We start from the raw sequence: 5243 nt of genomic DNA, 5'->3' as shown, positions 1-5243 counted from the left end.
GCTCGAACATCAGGATCTTCCTGAGATGATCGAGATGGTCGCGCACATAGGCGCGCTTTTCCAGGATCGTGCCCTTGGGGACACTGGGATAGCCGCCGGTGACGATCCTGAGCGGCTCGCCGCCGGTATGCATATCGACGACGGTGAGCGTCATGCGATGGGCCCCGTTCAAGCTGAAGACTTGCCGAAGAGGGCCTGCAATTTGCCGAATGGCATGGCGGCGCGGGTGAAGCCGAAGGTGCCGTCCTGCTGGATCTCGCGCGCCGCCGTTTCCAGCATGCCATAGGCGAAATTGGTCAGCCACGGCCCGAGCGAGATGCGCTTGACGCCGGCCATGGCGAGGTCGGCGATGGTGAAGCCAGGCTTTGCCATGACATTGACCGGCTTGCTGACCGCCGAGCAGAGCGTGCGGATCATCTCGACGTCGGCGATGCCTGGCGCGTAGAGCACGTCGGCACCGGCCTTCTCGAATGCCTGCAGCCGCTTGATGGTGTCGTCGAGGTCGGACTTGCCCCACAGGAAATTCTCGGCCCGCGCGGTGAAGACGAAATCGCGCTTCAGCGCCCGCGCCGCTTCCACCGCCGCCGCAACGCGCTCGACGGCGTGCGCGAAATCATAGATCGGCTTGTCCGGATCGCCGGTGTGGTCCTCGATCGAGCATCCGGCAAGACCGGCCGCTTCCGCCGCGAAGATGGTTTCAGCGGCCTGCTCGGCGCTGTCGCCCTTGCCTTTCTCGAGGTCGGCGGAGACAGGCAGGCTGGTCGCCGCCGTCACCTCGCGGCAATGGTGGATCATCTGGTCGAAGGTTACGGCGCCATCCGGCAGGCCGCGTGAAAAAGCAAAGCCGGCGCTGGTCGTCGCCAGCGCCGTGAAACCGAACGAGGCCAGCAGCTTCGTCGTGCCAATATCCCAGGGATTGGGCATGACGAAGGTCGAGGCATGCAGGTCGCGAAAGATCTTGCCCTTGTCCATGGTAGTTCCCCCATCATGTGCGGTGTGGCTAAGCGGATTTTATCCTGCCCGATTTGACCGGGCAAACGAATGCGGTTGGTTCAGAAGCGATTGGCGTTCACTCCTGCCAATTTGTCCAGCGCGTCGGAATCCTTGGTGTAGCGCGATGTCTTCTTGTCCCAGTGATAGGTGACGGAGATCTCGTGGGACTCTGGTCTGGGCGGAGTGTCGTCGCAGCTTTCGCCGTTCAGCACAGTAGAGTCGGTCACGGTCACCTTGATGGCGGCATAAGGCTGACCATCGGCAATGCCCTGAAAAGCTACATCCTGCTTGCGGCTGTAGGCGCACAGGTTTTCATCGAACGTATAGATCATGTCGATCGGTTCGAACTTGTCGTCGCGGATCATGATCAGCGGCGTGATCACATAGTTCTGGCTCGAATTGAAATGCGCGCTCATGGTGATGAGGACGTCATCGTTGGCGCCGACGGAAAGCTTGCCCGGTTCGCGGAAATAGGTGCCGCGGTCGAGCGCGACATTGACGGCGTCGAGCAGCTTCGGCTTGGCCGTGATGTCGTAGAGCGCCAGCACAGCATAGCCTTCGGCGCTGTCGGGAGAATCGCCAAGGTCGAACAGCATGGTCAGCCGATCCTTGCCGCCGGCCTTGATGGCGAGCACCGCGGCATTGGAAAAGCCCGAGGTCTCGGGCGGCGAACCGCCGCTGTCCGGTCCCTCGATATGGCGCATCCCGATCGGCAATCCGCCCCTGTAGAAGCCGTGATTGTCCGCGGCAACGTCGGGGATGACCATCCTCGCGAGGTCGAGATAGGTGACATCCGTGCGGCCGGGCAGAGCGCTGCCGAGCTCCGGAAAGCTGATGGCTTGCGCGCCGGCCGCGGTCCATAGAAACGGCGCCAGCATCAAGGCGAGGATGAGGCGGAGCAGGCTGGGGTTCATGCGTGGCCTCGAGTTGGCGGCGCCAAGCTAGCACGGACAATCGAGGCGTACAGCTGCAGGCTGAAGATCAGGTCAGTGGATAGGCACCAGCCCGGCCAGCTCGCGCATGTCGTCGAACAGGATGCCGCCGGCCTGGATCAGGCCGGCGCGGTCGGAATAGGGATCGGCATGGTAGGAAAACACCCGCATGCCGGCGGCGATCCCGGCCTGCGTGCCGGCGACGCTGTCCTCGATGACGATGCAGTCGGCAGGCGCGAAGCCCATGGTCTTGGCCGCATGCAGGAACAGGTCCGGGAAGGGCTTGCCACGGCTGACCATGGTCGAGGAAAACATCGCGTGTTCGAACAGCGGCAGCAGCCCGGTCTGGCCAAGCGTGATGTGCATCTTCGACACCCGGGCCGAGGTGGCGACGCAATAGGCGATACCGGCTGAACGCACGGCTTCGACGAACTCGCGGACGTAGGGGATCGCTTCGACGCCGTGGGCAAACAGGTCCGGCAGGCCGGCGTTCCAGCGATCGACGAAACCGGCGCCGAGCCTGACGCTGGTCTCTTCTTCGATCTCTTTCTGCACCGACGCCATGCTGCGGCCGGAGAAATTCTTGCGGCAATATTCGAAGCTTGTCGGATAGCCGGCAGCGGTCAGCCATTCGGCGAGACGCCGATTGGCCAAATTCTCTGTATCGACCAGGATCCCGTCGCAGTCGAAGATGACAAGCTTAGGCAGTTCAGGCATCAGGCGGTGCCGGTCGATCCGAACCCGCCCGCGCCACGCGCCGTACCACCGGCCAGACTGCGCTCTTCCACGGTCGCCTGGGCCACCGCAGCGAAGATGATCTGGGCGATGCGCATGCCGCGCGTCACGGCAAAGTCCTCGTCGCCGAGATTGATCAGCAGCACCTTCACCTCGCCGCGATAGTCGCTGTCGATGGTGCCGGGCGTGTTCAGAACGGTTAGGCCATGTTTGAAGGCAAGGCCCGAGCGCGGCCGAACCTGACCCTCCATGCCTTCCGGAATTTCCAGGATCAGCCCGGTCGGCACCAAAGCGCGTTTTCCGGGCAGGATCAGCAGCGGCCGGTCCTCGGGCACCGCGGCGCGCAGATCCATGCCGGCGGCACCGGTGCTTTCATAAGCAGGAAGGGGAAGTCCTTCAGCATGCGGCAACCTGACGAAGCCGACGGTCGGACCGATGACGGAGGGAGTTTGAAGGGCTGCGCGCATAAAATCGATCCTATCGGCGCGAACGGCGATTCGGTCAACTCGACTGTAATTCTATCAACGGCTTTCTTTTGGGCGGCACTGTGACCTGGTTTCGGGCACAGGAGTTTTGATGGATTTGTTGCGCTGAAGGATTGCATGCTTGGTGATTGGCGAAAACGTCCATGCTTCGTCATCCACGGGCGAGCAAGGAGCGTAGCGACGCGGCGCAGACCCGAGGATCCATGCCGCGACTCCAACGGGTCACGACGGTGCAGAGTTCTGCGCCGTTGCACTCTTGGGTAGGTCACGGCATGGATACCAGGGTCTCCGCGACGCCGCTTCGCGGCTGCTCCGCCCTGGTATGACGAAGTTGGGGAGGCTTCGGCCAAACGCGAACGTAGCGCTACTACCGCAGTTCCATCGGAACGACGGTCGTTTCCTTGATTTCCTCCATCACGAAGGAAGCGGACACATCCGACAGCGCCACCTTGGCGATCAGCCGCTGGTAGAGCCGGTCATAGGCCTTCACGTCGGCGACGCGGGCGCGCAAGACATAATCGAGGTCGCCGGACATGCGGTAGACGCCGGTGATCTCGGGAAAGCCGGTCACCGCCGCCCGGAACTTCTGCAGCCACTCCGGATCGTGGTTGGACGTGCGGATCAGGATGAAGACGGAAAGGCCAAGCCCGAGCTTTTCGGCATCGACCAGTGCCACCCTGCCGGTGATGACACCAGCCTCTTCCAGCCGCCTCACTCGGCGCCAGCAGGCATTGCGCGACAGCGCCACCCGTTCCGACAGCTGGTCGACCGACAGCGTGCCGTCGCGTTGCAGCTCAGTGAGCAATTTCCGGTCGATTTCGTCAATTTCCAGCGTCATGTGGGATTTTTGTCTCAAGGATCACCGAAATACAAGGACATTTTGAGACCGATGAACCGGCGAAGCGTGTCAGGATACTCATATCAGGAACTTGAAGCGCTGAAGGGGAACCAGCATGTCGGTCGCCAAGATTTTCACCTCTCATCCGGCCAAGGTCGGCGAAACCTATTTCAGCCACATGGGTTTTGCCGCCTGGTTTTCGTCGCGCCTGTTGATGGCGGCGGGCGCCGCGCTCGTTCACGCTTTCTTGCCGTTTCTGTTTGAAACTACCGCCAGCCGAATCGTTCGCGAGCTTTATGAGCGGACGCACAACAGAGGCACACACGCGATCAAGGAGCCTGCGGCTCTTATGGATCGCGCCTAGAGGACGACAGAAGCGATGTGCCGGTGGGCGGCCTATCTCGGTGAAGCGGTCTTTCTCGAAGACATCCTCACGGCGCCCTGTCACTCGCTGATCGCCCAGAGCCATTGCGCCCAGGAAGCGAAATCGCCGACCAATGGCGACGGCTTCGGCCTTGCCTGGTATGGCGACCGCCCGGAGCCGGGTCTCTATCGCGATATCCTGCCGGCCTGGTCCGATCCCAATCTGAAAAGCCTGTGCCGGCAGATCAAATCCGGCCTGTTCCTCGCCCATGTACGGGCGTCCACCGGCGGCGCCACCAGCCGCATGAATTGCCATCCGTTCATCTCCGGCGCCTGGTCGTTCATGCACAACGGCCAGATCGGCGGCTTCGAGAAGATCCGCCGCGCGCTGGAGAATTCGCTGTCAGACGCCGTCTTCGACCAGCGCGAAGGCACCACCGATTCCGAACTCTTTTTTCTGCTGATGATCGACGAAGGGTTGGCCGGCGATCCGCAAGGCGCGGTGTCCCGCGCCACTAGCCGCGTGCTCGAAGCCTCGCGCCGCGCCGGCCTCGAACCAGCGCTGAAGCTCACCGCCGCCTTCTCGGATGGACAGGCGCTGCATGCGGTGCGCTATGCCACCGACGCCCACGCGCCGACGCTCTACACCTCCGTCTTGCGCAAGGGCGGCGGCCGCTGCATCGTGTCCGAGCCGTTCGACCGCGAGGGCGGCGACTGGCAAGCGATCCCGCCATCGAGTTTTGTCACGATGACGCGGGACGGCATCAGCATTCGCCCGTTTGCTCCAGCGGCGGCAAAGCTGGCGCTGGTCGGGTAAGTTTCTTCGCCGGATCGCAAATGCTGCAAAGTCGCGGGCCAGCGCCCCCTCTGTCCTGCCGGACATCTCCCCCTCAAGTG

At 62.7% G+C, this 5243-nt stretch carries 8 protein-coding genes; 2 read left to right on the top strand and 6 right to left on the bottom strand.

The features are described from left to right. From EOC06_RS32085 to EOC06_RS32060, 6 genes are all read right to left on the bottom strand, one after another. A partial coding sequence (locus tag EOC06_RS32085) for a proline racemase family protein (protein ID WP_164898847.1) occupies positions 1-154 on the bottom strand: 154 nt, incomplete at its 3' end. Between the two features lie 14 nt (positions 155-168). Next, positions 169-972, bottom strand: a complete 804-nt coding sequence (locus tag EOC06_RS32080) for an isocitrate lyase/phosphoenolpyruvate mutase family protein (RefSeq protein ID WP_127332238.1) — start codon at positions 970-972, stop codon at positions 169-171. An 80-nt stretch (positions 973-1052) separates the two neighbouring features. After that, a complete protein-coding gene (locus EOC06_RS32075) occupies positions 1053-1907 on the bottom strand; it encodes a hypothetical protein (protein ID WP_128309673.1) in 855 nt (284 codons plus the stop codon). Positions 1908-1979: 72 nt separating this feature from the next. Next, a complete protein-coding gene (locus EOC06_RS32070; protein ID WP_127408497.1) occupies positions 1980-2642 on the bottom strand; it encodes an HAD family phosphatase in 663 nt (220 codons plus the stop codon). Further along, positions 2642-3127 carry a dUTP diphosphatase gene (gene dut, locus EOC06_RS32065; protein ID WP_128309672.1) on the bottom strand — a complete coding sequence of 162 codons (486 nt, stop codon included), beginning with the start codon at positions 3125-3127 and terminating at the stop codon, positions 2642-2644. The genes EOC06_RS32070 and dut overlap by 1 nt, the downstream gene beginning before the upstream one ends. A gap of 385 nt (positions 3128-3512) precedes the next feature. Then, positions 3513-3983 (bottom strand): Lrp/AsnC family transcriptional regulator, encoded by a 471-nt coding sequence (locus EOC06_RS32060; RefSeq protein ID WP_127266627.1) that lies wholly within the window; start codon positions 3981-3983, stop codon positions 3513-3515. Between the two features lie 115 nt (positions 3984-4098). Here EOC06_RS32060 and EOC06_RS32055 point away from each other — a divergent pair, with 115 nt between their 5' ends. Then, complete coding sequence (locus tag EOC06_RS32055; protein WP_127266626.1) at positions 4099-4347, top strand: DUF6356 family protein; 249 nt, start codon at positions 4099-4101, stop codon at positions 4345-4347. Positions 4348-4362: 15 nt separating this feature from the next. Then, positions 4363-5163 carry a class II glutamine amidotransferase gene (locus EOC06_RS32050; RefSeq protein ID WP_127266625.1) on the top strand — a complete coding sequence of 267 codons (801 nt, stop codon included), beginning with the start codon at positions 4363-4365 and terminating at the stop codon, positions 5161-5163. Positions 5164-5243 lie beyond the last annotated feature (80 nt).

Source organism: Mesorhizobium sp. M7A.F.Ca.MR.362.00.0.0, from assembly GCF_004023175.1.
Classification (GTDB): domain Bacteria; phylum Pseudomonadota; class Alphaproteobacteria; order Rhizobiales; family Rhizobiaceae; genus Mesorhizobium.
The sequence above is the reverse complement of the archived record's forward strand: the minus strand, read 5'-3'. Positions and strand labels throughout refer to the sequence as shown.

Coding starts and splice junctions, on each gene's coding strand:
- EOC06_RS32080 (WP_127332238.1), bottom strand. CDS start 972: ATGGACAAGGGCAAGATCTTTCGCGACCTGCATGCCTCGACCTTCGTC.
- EOC06_RS32055 (WP_127266626.1), top strand. CDS start 4,099: ATGTCGGTCGCCAAGATTTTCACCTCTCATCCGGCCAAGGTCGGCGAA.
- EOC06_RS32060 (WP_127266627.1), bottom strand. CDS start 3,983: ATGACGCTGGAAATTGACGAAATCGACCGGAAATTGCTCACTGAGCTG.
- EOC06_RS32050 (WP_127266625.1), top strand. CDS start 4,363: ATGTGCCGGTGGGCGGCCTATCTCGGTGAAGCGGTCTTTCTCGAAGAC.
- dut (WP_128309672.1), bottom strand. CDS start 3,127: ATGCGCGCAGCCCTTCAAACTCCCTCCGTCATCGGTCCGACCGTCGGC.
- EOC06_RS32075 (WP_128309673.1), bottom strand. CDS start 1,907: ATGAACCCCAGCCTGCTCCGCCTCATCCTCGCCTTGATGCTGGCGCCG.
- EOC06_RS32070 (WP_127408497.1), bottom strand. CDS start 2,642: ATGCCTGAACTGCCTAAGCTTGTCATCTTCGACTGCGACGGGATCCTG.